This is a genomic window from Alteromonas sp. ASW11-130, from assembly GCF_026183735.1.
Taxonomy (GTDB): Bacteria; Pseudomonadota; Gammaproteobacteria; order Enterobacterales; family Alteromonadaceae; genus Alteromonas.
Genome location: NZ_JAPFRE010000035.1, coordinates 1 through 19,154, shown reverse-complemented (window position 1 = coordinate 19,154; position 19,154 = coordinate 1). Strand labels below are relative to the sequence as shown.

Here is a 19,154-nt window from a genome sequence, read left to right as displayed (position 1 = left end):
TTTTAATCTTCATCCACGCCAAATCGCTTATCCAACGCATTCATTTTGTACACGTACACAAAGATCAGCACAACAAAGGTATAAATAGCACCTTGTTGCGCAAACCAAAAACCGAGTTTAAAACCGAAAAAAGAAAACTGATTGAGAAAATCTACGAAGAGGATACCTGCCCCAAATGACACAGCAAACCACACCAGAAGTAGCGTTAAAAGTAATTGTAAGTTGGCTTTCCAGTACCCGACTGCATGGCCGCGATGTTCGTTCATAACGTTTTTTTAACATTCAGGATTCAGTTACCTTACAAAAAAACGTTCGCAATCACTATAAAAATGTTATTACGTTTTTTGAATTTCTTTAATTTCTTTTTCTTCGGCAGGAAGTGGCGCTACCTTCCCCATTGACTGCCATTTAACTTTTGGGTTAATCAGCACAGGTCGAGTCAATACAAGGTTATTTGGGTAAAGAACCGTCTCTCTATCGGGGGTAACGAGGCGGGTGTTAAACAAGTTTATGTCGCCTATATAACCTTCTATGTAATTATCCCCGTCCAGTAAACGAATATAATTACCCCGACGGAATGCCACATTAGTCAGCAATATAAAATAGGCAGTGATATTACTTATGAGTGACCAACTAGCAAACAAAGCTACGCCGGTAAGCGTGATGATAGAGGTCGATAAAACAAGCAGCCCTGAAAAGTCTATTCCCCAGGCTATTAAAATTAATGAAAAGGTCACGACGGCGGTTAAAATTCTAACGACAAACAAGCCGTTTACCGCGTTGTTTGATTTTAAACGGCTTTTTTCAATATTACTCTCGACTCGAGGTAATACGAATCGCGTCATTGCTAAATAAGCTACCAGCATAACCACCGTCCAGATGAAATGCATTTTATAAGCTGACAACCAATAACTCAGTTCGTTAATCCACACCATTTTTTTGACCACTCAATACCCAACGCCTAAAGCATAGGGAAAACGCATACAATTAGCACGTTTTGTTTTAAGATTTTATATGTTAATACAGTGAGTGAATAGAACTTATCTCAATCGCAATCCAATAAATAAAAAAACTATCTTCTATACTGAAAGTGAATTAATCTCGCAATCGAACTAAAGCAGCCAATTTGTGGTCATCCAATAACTGCTAAGGTGCGTAGCAACCCACTAAATTTAAAAGAGAATATTCGCTATGCGTATAGCTATACTTTCAAGAAATGCGAACCTGTACTCGACCAAACGGCTAGTTGAAGCAGGGCGTGACAGAGGTCATGAAGTAGATGTAATTGACACCATGCACTGTTACATGGATATCACCAGTGCAAAACCTTCTGTACGTTACAAGGGTAAACGCTTGCCCAAATATGACGCGATCATACCGAGAATCGGCGCCTCAGTTAGCTTTTACGGCACAGCAGTTGTACGTCAGTTCGAGATGACTGGCACCTATAGTATTAATGAGTCCGTCGCCATCAGTCGGTCGCGAGATAAACTCCGCTCGTTGCAGCTACTTTCACGTAAAGGCATTGGAATGCCGCGTACTGGCTTTGCCCACCATCCTGATAAAATTGATGACCTCATTAAAAATGTAGGTGGCGCCCCTGTGGTTATAAAATTGCTTGAAGGTACGCAGGGTATTGGCGTGGTTTTAGCTGATACTCAAAAGGCGGCAGAAGCAATTATTGAAGCATTCATGGGTTTGAATGCCAGTATTTTGGTACAGGAGTACATTAAAGAAGCTGGCGGTTCAGATATACGTTGTTTAGTGGTGGGGGGTAAAGTAATTGCTGCGATGAAACGACAAGCCGCACCGGGAGAGTTTCGTTCAAACTTGCATCGAGGTGGCTCAGCCAGTTTAGTCAGGCTATCACCGGCAGAACGGAAAACGGCCGTCGAAGCAGCGAAAACAATGGGACTAAATTGCTGCGGAGTGGATATCTTGCGCTCCAATAATGGTCCTGTGGTGATGGAAGTAAACTCATCCCCAGGCTTGGAAGGTATTGAGAATGCCACCAATAAAGATGTGGCAGGTATGATTATCGACTTTATCGCCAAATCGGCTAAGCCGCACAATACTAAAACCAAAGGAACAGGCTAATGACCCAGCCTGAACTAATAATAGGTGGCGTATCGGTAGCCCCAGGCGAATCAGCAAAAATTCAGTTAGACATGCCTCCGCTATACACTGCCACTCACATGAGTATCCCAGTGTACGTGAAACGAGGTAAACGGCCCGGCCCAACCCTGTTTGTCAGCGCCGCAATTCATGGTGATGAGCTGAATGGAATTGAGATTGTATCGCGTTTGATTAAATCAAAATCAATCGAAAGATTACGCGGTACGTTGATAGCGGTGCCTATAGTAAATGTGTACGGAGTATTGGCGCAATCACGTTACTTACCTGATCGCAGAGATTTGAATCGCAGCTTTCCTGGCAGCAAAAAGGGCTCGTTGGCAAGTAGGCTGGCGCATCTGTTTTTTAATGAAATTATTAGCAAGTGTGACTACGGCATTGATTTACACACGGGAGCGATTCACCGCAGTAACTTACCGCAAATCCGCGCTAACCTGGATGATATAGAAGTTTTGGAAATGGCCAAAGCATTTGGTATTCCGGTCTTGCTGAATGCTGATATTCGTGATGGCTCACTAAGACAAGCAGCCAGTGATGCAGGGGTGAAAATTCTACTCTATGAAGCAGGTCAGGCATTACGGTATGATGAATTTTCCATTCGTGCAGGTCTACGAGGTGTCATTCATACCATGCGCCATTTGGGAATGCTGAACAAAAGTCGCAGTAAAGGCCATGATATTAAACGTTTTATTGCTCGCGAAAGCGGCTGGGTACGTGCATCAGAAAGTGGTTTTGTTAATCACTTAGCTCAGTTGGGTGATCACGTCTATAAAGGTGATGTACTGGCAAAGATTGCCGATCCGTTTGGCGATCATAGAGGCGATATTGTTTGTCCTGCTGAAGGGGTCGTAATAGGTAAACAGAATATCCCTCTCACTCAAGAAGGTGAAGCAATTTACCATATAGCTTATTTTAAACGGCCAAGTTCAGTGGCAGAGCATGTGGGGATACTTCAGGACCACCTTTTACCGGATGAACAATCCATAACTTAATAACAGGATAACGCCTATGAGCCAAAGCTCTCATGAAAAGCGACTTGTTGGCGCACTTGAATTGTGCGACCTGCCTAAACTCGCGATAACGGACTTGAATATTAGAGTTGATACTGGCGCCACCACCTCATCACTTCATGTTGACAATATTGACGAATTTGAAAAGGACGGGGAACTTTGGGTTAGTTTTGATATTCATCCGGATATTCATAATGTATCGAAAATTGTTCGCCGTGAAGCAAAGGTAGTAGCACAAAAAAAGGTAAAAAGTTCAACAGCTACCAGGGAGCGACGCTATACCATCGACACCCCAATTGTGATGGCGGGGGAAACCTGGGAAATTCAGCTAACCTTAACCGACAGATCGGAAATGACGTATTTAATGTTATTGGGAAGGGAAGCAATGTCAGGACACTTTATCGTTGATCCGGAGCATGATTACATTTTAACCAAACCCAAGACTTAGCACTTAGCACTTAGCACTTAGCAATTAACAATTACGCGCAGCATACGTTCGACATCAGTCTTTGTTTCTTCTGTAGAAACGTTAGTATTATTGGGGTCGCCTCTATAGGTCCCCAAGCAAGTTTACCTTGCAGGCCAGCTGCCGTTACCTATCTTGCTTTTTCATAACCTGTAGCCAACCTATTAATAACAATTACGTTGTTGTTATGTTTACGTTGCCACAATCACATTATTGGCTCTGTCAAAAGATAACGTTTTGGCGCATAGCACCGTATTTGGATTGGCGTAACTGGCACCATGTTTTATCGTTACGAAAGCCACATTATGCTGGTAGCGGGATAACCACGGGGGAGAAACGTTTTACAAAAACAACGATAAAACACATTTTGCCAAACTATCAATTTATTAGTCAGCTGTAAGGCTATGAGCCATAGATAGGTGTATCACATCGCCCATCCACTACTGAATAGAGAAACTACCCACGCGCAGAAACAATGTTCCTACAGCAGTGAGTAGCCAGAGAGGTTACTCATGTAGAAGGGTATATCTATTTATTTAAGCGTTCTTGAATTAACTTATCCACTACCGATGGGTCGGCAAGAGTTGACGTATCGCCTAATTGCTCATGTTCGTTCGCTGCGATTTTTCGTAAGATACGACGCATGATTTTACCCGAACGGGTTTTAGGTAGCCCTTCAGCCCACTGAATTTTATCCGGTACAGCGATAGGACTTAACTCGTTTTTTACCCAATTTTTAAGTTCGCCAGCTAGCTCATTACTACTTTGGATCCCTTCGTTTAAGGTAACGTATACATATATCCCCTGCCCTTTAATATCATGGGCATACCCAACCACTGCCGCTTCAGCCACTTTTTCATGTGCAACCAAGGCGCTTTCGATTTCCGCAGTTCCTAGGCGGTGGCCGGAAACATTTAGGACGTCGTCTACCCGCCCTGTAATCCAATAATAACCGTCTTCATCACGCTTGGCCCCATCCCCTGTAAAGTACACGCCAGGATAGGTACTGAAATAGGTTTGTATAAAGCGCTCGTGATCACCATAGACCGTTCTGGCCTGACTGGGCCAGCTTTGTTTAATCACCAGGTTTCCTTCCCCCGCACCTTCAACTTCGTTGCCCTCAGCATCGAATAAGGCGGGTTGAATACCTAACATAGGTTGAGTGGCAGAGCCGGGTTTAAGATCTGTTACACCCGCAAGTGGCGTGATCATGATACCGCCAGTTTCAGTTTGCCACCATGTGTCCATAATGGGACATTGGCTGCTACCAATAACACGGTGATACCACTCCCATGCTTCAGGATTAATAGGTTCTCCAACCGAGCCTAGTAAACGTAAAGAAGACGTATCGCAACCTTCCACAGGCTTATAACCGTGGGCCATAAGGGCGCGAATAGCGGTGGGTGCGGTGTATAAAATATTAACTTTGTATTTTTCCACGACCTGAGCAATGCGTCGTACATCTGGGTAGGTTGGCACGCCTTCAAAAAACACCTGGGTAACGGCGTTAGCCATAGGCCCGTAAATCATATAACTATGCCCTGTGATCCAGCCCACATCAGCTGAACACCAATAGATATCATCTTGTTTGTAATCAAATACCGTTTTGAAGGTCATGCTGGTATAGAGTTGGTAACCACCAGTAGTATGCACTACACCTTTTGGTTTGCCAGTAGAGCCTGAGGTATACAATATGAACAATGGATCTTCAGCGTCCATAACTTCAGGTTCGCAGGTTGGTTCACATTCATTCTTCAAGTCATTCCAATTGACATCAATATCATTGCCTGCGCCAGTGTCAGCGTTAGTAACCGTAAACACCAGAACAGATTTGATGGAGGGGCACGCATCATTTTCCAATGCCTTATCTACATTAGCTTTTAAAGGTATGGTTTTGCCTGCTCGTCTTCCTTCATCAGCGGTAATGATTACTTTTGCGCTACTGTCATTGATACGATCAGCTATGGCATTGGGCGAAAAGCCGCCAAAAATAACGGAGTGAACTGCACCGATTCGTGCACAAGCTAACATGGCAAACGCTGCCTCGGGTACCATCGGCATATAAATAGCCACCCTGTCACCTTTTTGTACGCCTAACTGCCTAAGCCCATTAGCTAATCGGCAGACTTCTTGAAAAGCGTGTAGATAGGTTATGGCCTTTGAGTCGTCGGGTGAGTCACCTTCCCAATAAAAAGCAATACGCTGTGAATGATCTGGTAAATGTCTATCAAGACAGTTCACACTTGCATTTAACTTACCGCCGCTAAACCATTTAATGTCCACGCGGTCTTTTGTGATGATGGATTCATTTGCTTTAGTCGGGAAAGAAATCCAATCTAATTGCTTCGCCTGTTCCAACCAAAAAATATCAGAATTTACGATTGATTCTCTATATTGCGACGCATATTCAGCGGTGCTTACGTTTGCCTGTTGCGCGACTGACTCAGGAACAGGATACAATTTTGGTGATGTCATGCGTTTGCCTCCAATGCTTTATGAAACAATTAGAAAATGAAAGTAACATGTAAATATATAGTGAATCATATTCACAATCACTCTAACGGTAACCTTACGCTCTGGGCAAGCGTTAAAGTTAATAAGTTATTCCTTCTTGTTGATTTCAGCGTACCCTAGTTAAAATCCTACTGGGTACCGCTGTAACACCTCATCGATTTGCGAAAGCGTCGATGGCGCTAGTTCCAGTTTGAATGCCTCTAAATTTTGCGAAAGTTGTTGCTTACTGGTCGCACCGATGATTGTAGACGTTACTCCCGAGACCTGCTTACACCACGCCAGTGCCAATTGGGCTGAAGAGATATTTAGCCTTTCAGCAATCTGCTGGTAACGCTTTGTAGCGTCGTGCGCCGCCGGTTTGTCTCTAAATAATCCCTGTCTTTGAATGTACGTCCACCGCGAACCGGCAGGCCTTTCGCCACCCATGTATTTCCCTGTCAGTATGCCGGTAGCCAAAGGTGACCACGGTAAGTAAGCGATGTGTTCAAACACACATTGTTCAATCAGATAAGGCCAATCTTTGGTGTGTAATAGACTGAATTCATTTTGAATAGACACTGGCCGTTCGATATTCATTTCGTCACACAGTTTGAGGTATGTCGCAATTCCCCATGGCGTGTCGTCAGATAAGCCCCAATGATGTATTTTCCCACTCGCCATAGCTCTGTCGAGCGCAAGTAGAATGTCTCGCATGCCTTCGATTTCATTATCAATCTCGGTGTTTAAAGGATTTGTGCTTCCTGGCCAATGTTTGCCGAAATGGGGCGTAGGACGATTTGGCCAATGAAGTTGATACACATCTAAGTAATCTGTATTCAGACGCGCTAAAGAGTTATCAAGCGCTTCAGTAAGTGAGTCCCCACTTATCTTGGACCCGTTACGTATATAGCTAAGCCCTCTGCCGGCCACTTTACTCATAATAACCAGCTGTTCGCGGTAGTGCCTATGGCGATTAAGCCAATGACCGAGAATTCGCTCGGTTTCTCCGTAGGTTTGTTCATTCGGGGGCGTCGGATACATTTCAGCGGTATCGATGAAATTTACGTTGGCATCAATTGCCATAGCTAATTGCTCATTCGCATCTGCCTGGGTATTTTGTATTCCCCAGGTCATAGTCCCCAAACACACTTCAGACACGTTTAGCCCACTACGCCCTAGCGGATGATATTTCATCTCTACCTCAATTCAAAAGTTTCTGGGATGTGATAACCATAGAGAATACACTTCCGTGAAGCAATGACTTTACCTATCCACGAAAATAGCAGTAGGGCAAATCTAGGGTGAAACCCCTATAGATGAATAGAAAACGAACAGTCATGATGAATCCATATTCTGTTATCACATCAGAAATCACGTTAAATGAGTCGGGACTATCATGAAAAAATTTACTCTCTCTGCCGTTGCTGCTGTATTTATGGCTGCACCGAGCTCACAAGCCCTCGCTGATGCATACATTGGTAACCAACTTGCCAATAGGTTAACTACGCTGTCAAATACTGAAGCAGTGATGGCGGTAGTTACGTTCGATCAACTCGAGCCCCTTGCTGAAGCTCAAATTCAACAAATTCTAAATTTAGGTATTGTAAAAGGTGTTCAATTTCGTGCTTTGCCCATAATTGGTGTAGTGGCCACGAAAGCGCAAATTGAAGCCCTCGCTAAATTAGACAGCGTTCGTTCAATTTTCGCCAACCGAAAGATGGACTATTATAATGCCGATGCACGCGAAATAACTGGCGTTAACAAAATACAAGGCGCTGCCTTCGTGCAAAGAAATGGCGTTGAGTTCACGGGCAAAGGCGTGACGATAATGGTAAATGACTCGGGTGTGGACGCATCTCATCAGGATTTACTGTTCGGCGATACTGTGGTGGAGAACGTTCAGGCACTCACCCATGCCTCAGCAATCAGTGTTACCGGTATGACAGACGGTGTCACGATAAAAGGTCAAATTAATACCGACCTCAATTCTGGCCATGGAACGCACTGTGCTGGGACCATCGCTGGTAGTGGCTTTATGTCTGATGGTAAGTATCTCGGGGCCGCGCCGGAGGCTGATTTAATAGGCTATGGCTCCGGAGGCGGTCTATTTTTGCTCGACACTATTGGCGGCTTTGATTTCGCAATCAATAATTTATATACCTATGAAAATCCTATTAAAGTCATCAATAACTCATGGGGAACCAGCGGGAAATATGAGCCTCTGGGACCAGTTTCTCTCGCTACTTACAAAGCTCATAAACTAGGTATAGTGAGTGTATTTGCCGCAGGCAACGATGGCCCTGGAGAAGACTCCCACAACCCTTATGCTCAAATTCCGTGGGGGGTGTCGGTTGGCGCTGGGGATAAATTTGGGCGGTTAGCCGACTTTTCATCGCGCGGCCTAAAAAGTGAATCTGGCGATTTCACCATGCCCGACGGAAGTGAGTGGACTTATCACAACGAGGTGTCGATTGTCGCGCCTGGTGTGGATATCATTTCTACACGCGCAACTACCAATCTCGTCGCCAATGGCGGAGATGCTGATATAGAGGCAATAGAAACCGAATACATGCCTTTCTATACTATGATTTCAGGGACGTCAATGGCTGCTCCTCATGTATCAGGTATTATAGCTCTGATGCTAGAAGCCAACCCAAGTCTAGATCCTCTCACTATTAAAAAGTTACTTCAGGAATCGGCAACCAATATGCCTGGATACCAGCGATGGGAGGTTGGTGCTGGCTATGTAAATGCCAGAAGTGCAGTCGCCGCAGCGTTGAATTACGATATGGAGTATCGAACAACAGTTAACAACTTGCCTGATAAGAAATTTCGCGCTAACGCATTGGTTTCCACCAGCGAAAGAACAGAAAATATTGATTTATTTTATTCGCCCGTAGGTGAACCGGAGATTGCACAGTTTGAAGTGGGTGAAACGGAAGTGCTAATCAAAGCGTCAGCCAGTTCGCCCTCGAATCTGACTAAGCTTGTGCTAGTGGCACCTGATGGCACAGAGTATTTTGGCAATTTAACCACCCCGATACTAAGTGAAAAAATGCGTGTTTCTGCTCCTGCTATGGCTGGAACGTGGGGGATATACGCTTACGGTTTAACATCTCTTTCGGGGGTTGAGGCAGACCCATTGGGGGTTACTAATGGCCCTGGACTACCAGAGACTTTCGCAGTAACTGTATCATTTGAAGAAAGCGGTGGCTTCAACGGTATTAACGATATCGACGAACACCCGCAGCGGGGCATCATAGAGTTTGCTATAAGTGAGCGGTTAATGGATGGCTCCGTCAATCGCAAATTTCATCCTGATTGGCAATTAAAAAGAATGGATCTAGCTCGCTATGCTGTAATGGGGGGAGCCGTCAGACAATATCGCGATCTACTGAACGAGCCGCGTCCTTTAGATGGTGTAACACCTTTTGATAGCCGCCCCTATATTGAGGCAGCGATGATGCCGGGGGGGGCACTAAAAGACGCTACCGCGTCACAAAACCCAATTATGCTGCCAAAAGATGAACAAATTGCCGCTTACGGCAGAGTGAATAAGCTTGAGATGGCTTACACGCTTGTACAGCTTTTGGGGATGCAACCCTTAGCTGAGGCGTTCGATCCAAGTAATGATATCATCGTGGAATATAAGGGGCAGCAAATCGTGTTGGCTGATCAAGAACAAATACCGGATGAAATGAAAGGCTACGTCCAGGCTGCCCTCTCCCTTTCCCTGTTAGGTGTTAAGTTTGATGTAGAACAAGACGGCTTTGGGCTTGAGCCTAAACTTGTGGCAACATTTTCGCCTGATAAGCAAATCCGCCGTGCCCATTATGCAGTGATTGCATCGCGGCTATTCACCCAATATTTTGAGTAAGGTATGGCGCGCGCCGGTTTCAACTTGATACTGGCGTGCAGCTGCTTTATGGTTGTTTTATATTCTGACGAGGTAATTCACATGATCCCACGAGCACCAAAGTTTTTATTAATGCGTCTTCAATGGCTAGTTGGCTTAATGATTATTACCGCCAATATGGCGGAGGCACAGGTTACGCCCCCCCACTCACTTACTGTTGCTGATGATACGATTCAGGCCTCTATATCACTACCAGGCAATATTGGCGTAGATGTGAAGGTAGAATTTGACAATAGTATCGGCTTACACGCTAACAATATTGATATACACGCAACTTTACTAAACCCCTCAGATCCCAGTATTGTAGACCGCTTGCCTTCTTCGTTAATTACGGCCGATAGTGCGTTTCCTGTTTTAGTATCAATAAGTCCCAAAGCCGACTTTGGTTTTGGATTTGAAGGTGTTGCTATGGTAGAACTCTACACCACTGCTTTGCATTATGTCGAAGGTACGCCACTTCGGTTATTCAGGTCTCACGACAATGGAGATTTCGAAGATATTACCATGTTGACAGCGTCAGGAAGTTTTCGGGCGAGGGGCAATACAGGCAGTTTTTCTGATTTTATCATCCTTGCTGATATGCGCTCCTTAAGTGAAAATTTGAATGATAAGTTTAGTGCCCTAAATAACGTGCTATCTAGTAATCGAAGCGCTATAGATACCTCTGTATTGAATCCTTTAGACGTTGCCATGGGTAGCCTCTATTCAGCTATAACACTACAGAATTACGCCGTTGCATTAACGCAGATTGATACGATGATAGCATTGCTTGAGTCAGCGTCTGGAGACCTTATCCCGGATGTTTGGCGTTCATCTAATGACATCATCAATGTTAAAGGCGAAATGCTCACTCATCTGTATACGCTGCGTTATAGTTTACGGACACGGTAACATGCCACTTCAATTAGCAGTTTCTACACCTGAAGGAATGGTGGCAGAACACCTTTTATTCGAAGGTCAGCCGTATCATATCGGACGGGCGGAAACTGCTGACATAGTAATCGACCATCCGCAGGTGTCTAGGCGACATGCCATTCTAAGTAATAACGATGATAAGCAATGGGCGCTAAATGATACTAGCAGCACTGGCTGTTTCTGTGATGGAGAAAGAGTCACGTTATTACCTATTGGAGATGAGCAGTCTATTTCCATTGGACCTGTAGCATGCAGACTGAAGCCCATAAGTAACCTCGATGTGGAAAAAGTGGAAAGTCAGCAAATTTGGAGAAAGCTTCAGTTACGGCGATATCGTAGTCAGTTGAATGAATCTGACGATAGTATTTCGCTTATTCAAGTAGCACGTGAATGCATGTTGCAATCGTTGGGTTGCGAACGGGCTGCACTTATTTTGCTCGATGAACAAACTGGTTTTCAGCAGGGTTTAGGTTATGAACCCTGGATGGATGCGGAAGGTTTTTCCGGTAGCCGGACAGTGATAAAAAATGTCATTAAAACACGGACTCCCCTAGCTTTGGGAAACCTAAAAGCTGATCAACGCTACGCTTTACAAGCAAGTGTTATTCAAAACAATATATTAGCTGCACTATGTGTCCCGATCTTGGTAGAAAATCAGGTAGTAGGGGTCCTCTATGGTGACAATACAATAGGTCGCCAATACTTTACAGAGACCGATGTATCTTTCGCTGTCTCGATGGCAAATTTTTTGTCTTTACGGTTATTATTCCATTCTATCGATCATAAGATATCTTTACTGCATCGTTCGTAGTACGCTAAGTAAGCAGTGATATAATCAGTTTAGGAGTGGTTTATTGACTGAGTCGCATGACAGCGTTTCTCTGAACTCGCTTGAAACTCAACAACTTAATTCTACTCAATTATCCTCTGGCACAGTATTAGCGGGCCGCTTTACTATCCGCGAAAAACTCGGGGCAGGAGCTCAAGCCGCGGTATACCATGCCTTTGATGAATTACTGCAAGTCGATATCGCACTTAAATTAATCGAAGGTGTAACCACCCACTCCACCCAATTGCAAACTATTCGTACCGAGGTAGTGGTCGCCAGAAAACTAAACCATCCCAATATTATCCGTGTTCACGATGTATTTGCCGATACACATCATATGTTCTTCACGATGGCATATGTAGAGGGTGAAGCACTCTGTCACCGATTGCAAAAACCGGTTTCTAAATCTGAATACCTTACTTGGTCAAATCAGCTGCTAGATGCGGTATATACATGCCGTCAAGCCAACGTATTACATGGAGATATCAAACCCGATAACATCTTGATAGATTCAAACGGGAAACTGGTACTTATTGATTTTGGTATCGGTCAACACGGAGTGTTTGATAAGCAAACCAGCGGTCACAAGCATTATTCGGCTCCAGAAGTACTGCATGGCGCTAAATCGTCTACCGTGGCCGATACCTATAGCGTAGGTAAAGTGTTACACGAAATTCTTGAATGTGTAACGGTGCATAAACTTTCATTAAAAGATCGATGGTGGCACCACAAACAGCGAGCTTTTTTAAATACGTTAACTCATAGGCTTGCTTCTAAGCGGCCTGAAATAGATTCAGTGCTGGTCCGTTTCAATTCAAATATACATAGCGACGCGTCAAACAAACGATATTGGTTCGCTAGTGCTACTCTATTATGTTTAGTAATATTTCTAGCTTACTCGTTCCTGTCACCGAAGCGATCTGAAATACCCCACGGGCACGTGGATCTAATTGTGTATAATCAACCTGATATCCCTTTTTTAACCACAGTCAATCGCCTGCTGAAATTTTCATTAAGCCAACATCCGAAAGTTAACATTTTTGAAGAAGAAAACTTTCGCCCCTTAGTAGCTAATCTATCGCTTGATCCAATTGTTAACGTAAACGATCGAGTGGAGCTCGCCACGCCGCTTGATGCTAACTTGGTCGTAACCTTAACCGCTGCACCAACAGGAAATGGAACATTTTTACTCGATAGCACCGGCTACCTCATGCCTGCCAATAAACTACTCTTTTCAATTAGCTCTAGTTTAAACACTCAATCAATGCAAAATGATTTGACCTCTTTCTCAGAGGAGATTTTAGCTGCGATCATCCAGCACACCGATAGTCCTATTGCGGCACCAGACATTAATTTTTTACCCACAGATCCTGCATTATCTGAAAGTGAATATGTTAGTCAAAATCACCTAATCGAGGCTCTCCAAGAGACCTCTCCAAACGCTCCCGAGGGTTGGCTGGCGGGAGCAACGTTGGCTTGGGAAGAAGGACGTATTGGTGATGCTTATCAACAATTAGATACATTAGCAGCACTACCCAACGTTCACGAATACTGGCTTTTACAGGGAAACTTTCTTAAAGCTCAGATCACGGACGACTTAAAACTTGCTCAACAAACCATTACGCGATTAACCACGCTTTATCCAAAAAATGCAAAATTGCTGACAATGCGGGCGCAAACACACATTTGGGCGGACAATATTGATGCTGCTCTTAAAGACTATCGCCAAGCATTAAGTAGCTCACCTAAAAATGCGCAACTATGGTTTGAGCTTGCCCGACAGCAAATCATTAATGGAGATATTGAAAGTGCCATCGACGAAGCGTTAACGAAGTCACTTATTCTTTACCGCCAACAAGAGAATATTGCTGGAGAAAGCTTACTGCTAAATGCATTCGGTGTCGCCCATTTGCGTCTGGCTAATTATGCAGTGGCTCAACGATATTTTAGTGATTCCCTGGCATTAAGAACACCACAGGACTTCCCCTCCGAAAGAGTTACCTCCTTAGCTAACCTCGCCAACGTAGCGGCGATAGGGGGTGATTACGCACTTGCTGAAGACTCTTTAAATGAAGCACTAGAGCTTCTCGAACAACTTGGGGACCGAATTAAGCAAGCGCATGTATTGGACACATTAGGCTTTTTATTTGAGGAACAAGGTAGATATCAGGAGGCACTCGCCTACTACAAACATGGTTTAGATATCCGCGTTCAGCTAAAAGAAGGGAGTAAGCAAGCTGAAAGCATGAGTAATGTTGCTTATATGCATTTTCTTATGGGCGACTTTTCCCTAGCAGATATTTATTGGCGACAGGCCAAAACGCATTTTGAGCGTGATGGGGATAAAACGCATCTTATCAGAACGATCCAGAATCTTGCCCAATTAAGTTTGGTTAAGGGAGATAAACTCGCTACATCACGAAGTCTTGCAAGCGTTGCGACACAACTAGCTCCGCAACAAACCCAAGAGCACATGTATAATCAGTTATTGTTTAGTTTTTTAAATTTTTCAGAAGGCAAGCTCCACGTTGCGAAAGAAAATATAGCGCAAGCGTTAAAACTGGCCCACGATATGGGTGATACCCGAGCATTGTCTGAAGTGAAGCTGTGGCAGGCAGAAGTCTGTGTCTATATTGCAGACTGGCTGTGTGTGCAGGAAGAGCTTGGCGAGTTGAATGAGCTAGTAAGTGCAGCCATGAAAGAGCAGCAAGCAGTACTAACGTGGTTACAAATAGTAGTGGATATTGAATTGAACCAGAAAGAACAATTGCACAGTACAGCTGAAGCCCTTCCGTTTACCGCCAGCACAATTCCGGTGTTAACCGAACTCAAAATTCTGCTCGATCTCCAACATCGTTTAAAGCTTCCAGCGGACAGCACTTATATGAAACGAATAAATAAACTAATAAAACCTGCTTTTTATCAAGCCCACATGCAATGGTTATACTTGACCGGGGATATAAAACAATTAAAACAAAAGGTTGAGTCGTATCCCAACTATTGGCGAAATCACATTTACTATCGCAGCTGGGATGAAACTAAAAGTAGGGCACTACTCCAACAATGGTTATCAAAGCTAAACGAGACACAAGCCCAGCACTATCAAAGGACTTACCTTGAGCGACTCTGATACCGACACCTTAATTGCTGAAATTCAGCGTCAACAGGGCGTGTTAAAGGCTCGACTTGATGATGAACAAAATGCATTGACTGAATTGGCTAAACGATTATGGGCGCAGCAAGAATCAGACAAAGCAAGACTTTCACGTGAGCTTCACGATGGAGTAGGTCAGCTATTAACTGGCTTAACCCGCCGTTTGCAAACAATGGCATCCACTGACCCTGCCGTAAGTGAACTTGCAGACATTGCCGAACTGGCTCTGTCGGATGTACGCCAATTATCACGGCTGATGAGCCCCACTATTTTAGATGATCTCGGGCTGAAACCCGCACTAAACTGGCTGTGCCGAAATCTGTTTGAACATGAGCAAATTAACTATACTTGTGAGGTTGACGTTAACGCTGATTTACCTAAAGATATCAGTATATTGATATTTCGTGTTACGCAAGAATCATTAGTCAACTCAATCAAACATGCGTATTCAAGCGATGTGAAGATTACGGTAAGGCAACATTTTAATATGGTAAAACTTAGCCTCATTGATAACGGTAAAGGGTTTACACGAGATAAAATAACGCCTGGAGTGGGCCTAGCCAGTATAGAAGATCGCGCCAAAGCTTTTAATGCCGAGCTGACTATAAATTCCTCTCCAGAAAACGGAACACGAATTTCACTGACGATACCCTTATGAGCATCACCGTAGTTATCGCCGACGACCACGTTTTAATGCGCCAAGGTCTGGTACAAATGCTTAATTCAACTGGCCACATCAGTGTTATCGGCGAATGTGGCGATGGTATCGAGTTTATTGAGCATGTAATTAAGCTTAATCCTGACGTAGCTATAATGGATATTTCGATGCCACGTATGAGTGGACTGGTGGCTATAGACAAGCTACTCGCTCAACGGCCAGAAGCTAAAGTATTGGTTCTTTCCATGCACAACGAATTGGAATACGTTGAAGCTATGCAAGATGCAGGCGCTAGTGGATACATGCTGAAAGAATCGTCTAGCGAAGAATTACAAAAAGCAATTATGACGATAGCGCAGGGCCAACGCTACTTTTATACTCTTAAGGAAGAAGCAAAAACTTGCCTCGAACAACCTGCAGGATCTCGCAGAGCGAATCCACTTACAGAATTAACGCGAAGAGAGCGAGAAGTATTTTTTCTAGTCGCTGCAGGCAATACCAGTAAAAAAATTGCAGAGCTGTTAAATATGAGCTTGAAAACAGCTGAAAACCATCGTAGCAATATCTACAAAAAACTCCACGTAAGTAGCTCCGCGGAACTTATTAGGTTGGCCGGCAAAGCCGGCCTGCTAGAGTAATGGTAATTATTTAGTATTTAGCTGGTCAAACTCTGTAATGATATAAGCGGCTTCGCCGCGCGTTACTGAATCAGACGGGTTAAAATACGCTTTTAAAGTAGGCGCTACGTCAAATTCACCTTGCTCTACTTCGACGGTAACATCGAGCAAGCCTATAGCAAGGGCACTTTGCACATAGCCACGTAGCTCCGGCGTAATTTCTTTGGTATCAACCACTTCCACTGCCTGATCAAATACGACAGCGATGATAGTACTGTTCTGATCAAAGGACGTTGCCACACTTTGCAATCCTAAAGCCTGAACCAGTGAGTAGGCAAGTTCCTCTCGGCTAATGCTATTTTCCGGGAGAAAATCTGTATCGGATTTAGCTAACATAACAGGTTCATCCGTTTGCGCTATATCGTGTAAGATACTGCCGGTTTCGCTTACCGAATTAAGCGCGGCGGATAATTCCACATCGGCGTCGGTAAATTGCAACTGATTACCTTTTATCGACTGTCGAACATTTGCAGACAAAGTGAGAGTGTCTGCTAGCTCCCCTCTCGTCATCTTGCTATGGGGCATAAAGCCTTGGGAAGTCGCATCCATCAGATGGCGTGCTGTAACATATTCTACGAACGGACGGCTCGGCTCTCCTTGTGTATCTGCGATGCCTTCAAAGCCAGCTGTTTCAAGTAACCTGATTGTTACATCGATAGATGCCGGAATGCCGACCCCATTAGTTAGGCCGAGCGGATCGACAGAAACCCCACTGATACTGCCAATACCACGACTATACAACTTCCAGGTACCAGCCATACCGGGCGCAGTGGTGCCCACAGCCGATCCTAATACGGGTAAACCTATTCCTGAACCATAGCGATTACCGGCAGGGTCTTCCAATACAAAGGCCGTCGCTGTTTCGATTGTGGCGCTTGCTACTACCATAGCTACATCTTCGCTTACTTCGAACGTTTCTGTTGGCGATTCGCCAGCCGGTAGATACGTCGTGGTAAGGGTAAAACTAGCGCCTTCTTTTACGAGTGCTTTGCCGTTAAAGTCACGGTTCTGTTTCACCGTATCACCAAAAACTGCTTCCCCATTCACGACGGCAGTAATAGCGGCGTGTGCATTGACATATCCAGCTCCCGCTTCCCATTCTGCAAGTCCTGCCATAGGAGTAGCAGTATTTTGCAAAATACGTTTTACATCTTGCCAATGTAACGTGGGGTCGGCTTCAAGCATCAATGCCACGATACCTGACACGTGGGGTGCCGCCATCGATGTACCGCTTGAAACTGTATAAAATGGGAGGTGTTCCGGATCAATCATAGCGACATCATCCTGAGCACTTAAACCACCTAAACTTGAGGTAGAAGCGCGAGCAGAAATGACATCGACTCCAGGCGCAGTTATTGTTGGACGATCCTGCCACGTATAGACTTCGCCATCAACAACCACTTCGCCCTCCTTACCCTCTACTCCTCGGGAGCTAAATTCCGCCAGCTCACCGTTCTTATCTCCTGCCGCCACGGTAACCACCCAGGGTGCTTTTTTAAAGTTACCAGTAATGGTAGATTCGCCCGGCCCAGAATTACCGGCAGAAAATACGGTGATGATACCTCTGTCTGCTAATGCTTTTGTAGCGACATTCGTTGGATGATCTGGATTAAAGTCTGTGCCCACATCGCTCGTGCTGCCAAACGAATTTGAGATAACTCTGATATTATAATTAAACTGATGGGTGAGTGCGTAGTCAAACCCGCCCAATGTATCTAGTATAAACAGCCCTGCACCAGAACCATAGCCAATTATGTCGGCTCCCGGTGCTACACCAGCATGCAATCCGCCACTTTTAGCTCCATTCCCACCGACCGTACCAGCTACGTGAGTTCCATGCCCTCCACCAATATCGGTGTTGGCTATATTTTCCTGATAGGTTATCGGCAACAGGTCACTCAAACTATGCAGGTTGGTTTGGGCTAATACATTCTGTACCACATGATTCGGGTATGCCAGGTCGCTGTGGGTGCCATCGACGCCAGAATCGTTTACAACTACGCCGATCCCCTTGCCAGAGAAAGGTACACCATTGCGTCGAAGTTCACTATCGGCGCGCATGGCTTGGACCCCTGTTATTTGGGTAGACTCATGGTTCTCTAAGCGGAGTGACTCGTTATTCCACACAGAGACGACATCATCACGCTGATATAACTGCTCAACTTGCGCTTTTGTGGCTAGGATACCCACGATGGGTAAATTTTGTAAACTCACCCCTTGATCGATGCCTAAAGTAGTAAGGGCAGTGAGCTGCTCGGTAGTAGGTGCCCCCTTGCCATCAAACGTAACAATGACTTGCTGCAATGATGAAGGGTTTTGATTGAATTGCGCCGCGAGATCTTCGTCGAAAGTCTTCGCAAAGACACTGCATGGTAGGGAAAATGCTACCGCCACTGAAACTAGGGATTTTCTATTAAATACTTTCATGAGCCACCTCATTTAAAATTGACTCATTTAGTATCTGGGAAAAAATAGCCCCCTTATATGGGGGGTTACCCCTATAAATAAAAAGCCCTTCAAGAGAAGGGCTAAAAGGTAGTGCAATGCAAAACCATTACACAAATATGAAGATTAACAGCACTATCTTCATCGGGAGCGATTTCATTTTCAGTGAAAAGTCTGCGTTCTTATAAGAGCGCGAACATGAGGGAATATCGCAAAAGTTTTAGCATTTTTGTATAGGGGTTTACCCCTACGGGCGTGGTAAATATTACTATATTGGGGGTTTAGGAATTAAGAAAGAAAAATTACTCTGAAAACCTTTACACGGTATAGGACGGGTCCCTAAACGCAAGAAAGGCCGCTTACGCGACCTTTCTATGGATAACTCAATGTCAGCTTTGATTATTCGATAATCTTAGCTACAACACCAGCACCTACGGTACGACCACCTTCACGGATTG

The 19,154-nt window shown here is 44.5% G+C and carries 14 protein-coding genes; 9 read left to right on the top strand and 5 right to left on the bottom strand.

Annotation, left to right across the window (positions count from 1 at the left end):
• Positions 1-2: 2 nt before the first annotated feature.
• Positions 3-266 (bottom strand): DUF4212 domain-containing protein, encoded by a 264-nt coding sequence (locus OPS28_RS12445; RefSeq protein ID WP_265609792.1) that lies wholly within the window; start codon positions 264-266, stop codon positions 3-5.
• Between the two features lie 69 nt (positions 267-335).
• Positions 336-935: a mechanosensitive ion channel family protein gene (locus OPS28_RS12440; RefSeq protein ID WP_265609791.1), complete on the bottom strand. Its 600-nt coding sequence runs from the start codon at positions 933-935 to the stop codon at positions 336-338.
• 256 nt (positions 936-1,191) lie between these two features.
• Here OPS28_RS12440 and rimK point away from each other — a divergent pair, with 256 nt between their 5' ends.
• From rimK to OPS28_RS12425, 3 genes are read left to right on the top strand one after another with little or no spacing between them, the layout of a single operon-like run.
• Complete coding sequence (gene rimK / locus OPS28_RS12435; protein WP_265609790.1) at positions 1,192-2,097, top strand: 30S ribosomal protein S6--L-glutamate ligase; 906 nt, start codon at positions 1,192-1,194, stop codon at positions 2,095-2,097.
• Complete coding sequence (locus OPS28_RS12430) at positions 2,097-3,125, top strand: succinylglutamate desuccinylase/aspartoacylase family protein (protein ID WP_265609789.1); 1,029 nt, start codon at positions 2,097-2,099, stop codon at positions 3,123-3,125. The genes rimK and OPS28_RS12430 overlap by 1 nt, the downstream gene beginning before the upstream one ends.
• A gap of 16 nt (positions 3,126-3,141) precedes the next feature.
• The gene (locus tag OPS28_RS12425) at positions 3,142-3,591 is read left to right on the top strand and encodes an ATP-dependent zinc protease family protein (RefSeq protein ID WP_265609788.1); all 450 of its coding nucleotides are present in this window, start codon (positions 3,142-3,144) and stop codon (positions 3,589-3,591) included.
• A gap of 546 nt (positions 3,592-4,137) precedes the next feature.
• Here OPS28_RS12425 and acs read toward each other — a convergent pair.
• Together acs and OPS28_RS12415 are read right to left on the bottom strand one after the other, a co-directional pair.
• Complete coding sequence (gene acs / locus OPS28_RS12420) at positions 4,138-6,084, bottom strand: acetate--CoA ligase (RefSeq protein ID WP_265609787.1); 1,947 nt, start codon at positions 6,082-6,084, stop codon at positions 4,138-4,140.
• Between the two features lie 159 nt (positions 6,085-6,243).
• Positions 6,244-7,296, bottom strand: a complete 1,053-nt coding sequence (locus tag OPS28_RS12415) for an aldo/keto reductase (protein ID WP_265609786.1) — start codon at positions 7,294-7,296, stop codon at positions 6,244-6,246.
• Between the two features lie 202 nt (positions 7,297-7,498).
• Between OPS28_RS12415 and OPS28_RS12410 the strand changes: the two genes are divergently transcribed.
• The 6 genes from OPS28_RS12410 (at position 7,499) to OPS28_RS12385 (ending at position 16,212) form a co-directional block, all read left to right on the top strand.
• Positions 7,499-9,979 (top strand): S8 family peptidase, encoded by a 2,481-nt coding sequence (locus OPS28_RS12410; RefSeq protein WP_265609785.1) that lies wholly within the window; start codon positions 7,499-7,501, stop codon positions 9,977-9,979.
• Positions 9,980-10,060: 81 nt separating this feature from the next.
• Positions 10,061-10,909 (top strand): DUF6689 family protein, encoded by an 849-nt coding sequence (locus OPS28_RS12405; RefSeq protein WP_265609784.1) that lies wholly within the window; start codon positions 10,061-10,063, stop codon positions 10,907-10,909.
• Position 10,910: 1 nt separating this feature from the next.
• On the top strand, positions 10,911-11,744 hold the full coding sequence (locus OPS28_RS12400; RefSeq protein ID WP_265609783.1) for an FHA domain-containing protein: 834 nt from the start codon (positions 10,911-10,913) through the stop codon (positions 11,742-11,744).
• A 43-nt stretch (positions 11,745-11,787) separates the two neighbouring features.
• Positions 11,788-14,892 (top strand): serine/threonine-protein kinase, encoded by a 3,105-nt coding sequence (locus OPS28_RS12395; RefSeq protein ID WP_265609782.1) that lies wholly within the window; start codon positions 11,788-11,790, stop codon positions 14,890-14,892.
• Positions 14,879-15,574, top strand: a complete 696-nt coding sequence (locus OPS28_RS12390; RefSeq protein ID WP_265609781.1) for a sensor histidine kinase — start codon at positions 14,879-14,881, stop codon at positions 15,572-15,574. Before OPS28_RS12395 ends, OPS28_RS12390 begins: the two co-directional genes overlap by 14 nt.
• Positions 15,571-16,212 (top strand): response regulator, encoded by a 642-nt coding sequence (locus OPS28_RS12385; protein ID WP_265609780.1) that lies wholly within the window; start codon positions 15,571-15,573, stop codon positions 16,210-16,212. The genes OPS28_RS12390 and OPS28_RS12385 overlap by 4 nt, the downstream gene beginning before the upstream one ends.
• Before the next feature lie 6 nt (positions 16,213-16,218).
• Here OPS28_RS12385 and OPS28_RS12380 read toward each other — a convergent pair whose 3' ends face one another.
• A complete protein-coding gene (locus OPS28_RS12380; RefSeq protein WP_265609779.1) occupies positions 16,219-18,678 on the bottom strand; it encodes a S8 family serine peptidase in 2,460 nt (819 codons plus the stop codon).
• Positions 18,679-19,154 lie beyond the last annotated feature (476 nt).